Origin of the sequence: Streptococcus mitis, from assembly GCF_001074635.1 — a bacterium.
Taxonomy (GTDB): domain Bacteria; phylum Bacillota; class Bacilli; order Lactobacillales; family Streptococcaceae; genus Streptococcus; species Streptococcus mitis_E.
In genome coordinates, this window is the sequence record NZ_JUQO01000249.1 from 1 (window position 1) to 1,128 (window position 1,128).

Genomic DNA, 1,128 nt, shown 5'->3' on the forward strand with positions numbered 1-1,128 from the left:
TATGATTCTGTATCACGATTCGTTGTATCCCATGCTAAAATAGGAAGTTGTCTTTCTTTAGCTTTACTTATCACATCATACACCTCACGACCAGCATTGATATCCAAATAAAAATCCAATTGCGAAAGAACTCTATCTACATGGTAAGGTAAGCAACCCGGATAAACTCTTACATTAGTATAAGCTTGAAGGGCTAGTACAGAATCTGCAAAATTTGTAGGCGCCAAAAGATGAAACTCTACATCTGGACAATTCTTCACAAGAAATTCTAGATGAGGCATCTCTAATGTTGCAGTCACAACCGCAGTACAAGCTCGTACCTTTTTCACTAGTCCTCTATAGCCTGACTCTAGAGAAAATTTTCTTAACAAGACATCCGACCATTCTAAACCATAGTAAAACCACCATTCTTCTCTTAGACGGTTAATCGTAATTTGTTGCCAAGGTTTTTTCCCTGTATAATGAATAATTTTTGCAGAATCTTCCAGTAATTCAGCATGTGAATACCAGCCTTCTTTTACAAATTGCTCAGCAATAGTATCCATCCATAACATGAAATTGTAGATAGGTTCTAGTTCTTTCCAACGATTCTCAAAAAGACGATTCAAAATACCCTGATCCCCAAAATCTGTTTGATGATATTGATTGGTTAACTCAATCAGGTCTTGCGTGACGTTTTCTGCTCTCCACATGTCATTGTTGATTAACAAAAAACCGGAGTTAAAAGTATTCGTGTAATAATCATCTCTAACTGCTGCTAAGGGAATATCCGTCAAGTCCAAGTCCCACAGTTCATCTATCGGTCTTCTTACAACAATATCTGAATCCAAATACAGCACACGAGACTCACTTACATACTTTGGAATAAAATATCTAAAAAAGGCCGCATAAGAAAGTCCCTCAAAGGGTAAACGATAATCTTTCAGAATACTACTGTCAATCTGAACGTTCACAATCTCACTGTTCAAAGTTTCTAGTCTTTTCTCCATCAATTGGAACCATTCTCGCGGAAGGTCATCATTAAAAACATAAAACTTAAGATTATCATGATGCACACAAAGGGATTTTATCGTTGTCTCAACTTTATTCATATAAGCATTATCTGCACCTAAGACAATCGCTTTTTTC

At 36.4% G+C, this 1,128-nt stretch carries 1 protein-coding gene; it reads right to left on the bottom strand.

The features are described 5' to 3' along the window. The coding region (locus ADI58_RS11045; protein WP_080982538.1) for a glycosyltransferase family 8 protein at positions 1–1,128 on the bottom strand (1,128 nt) is incomplete at both ends.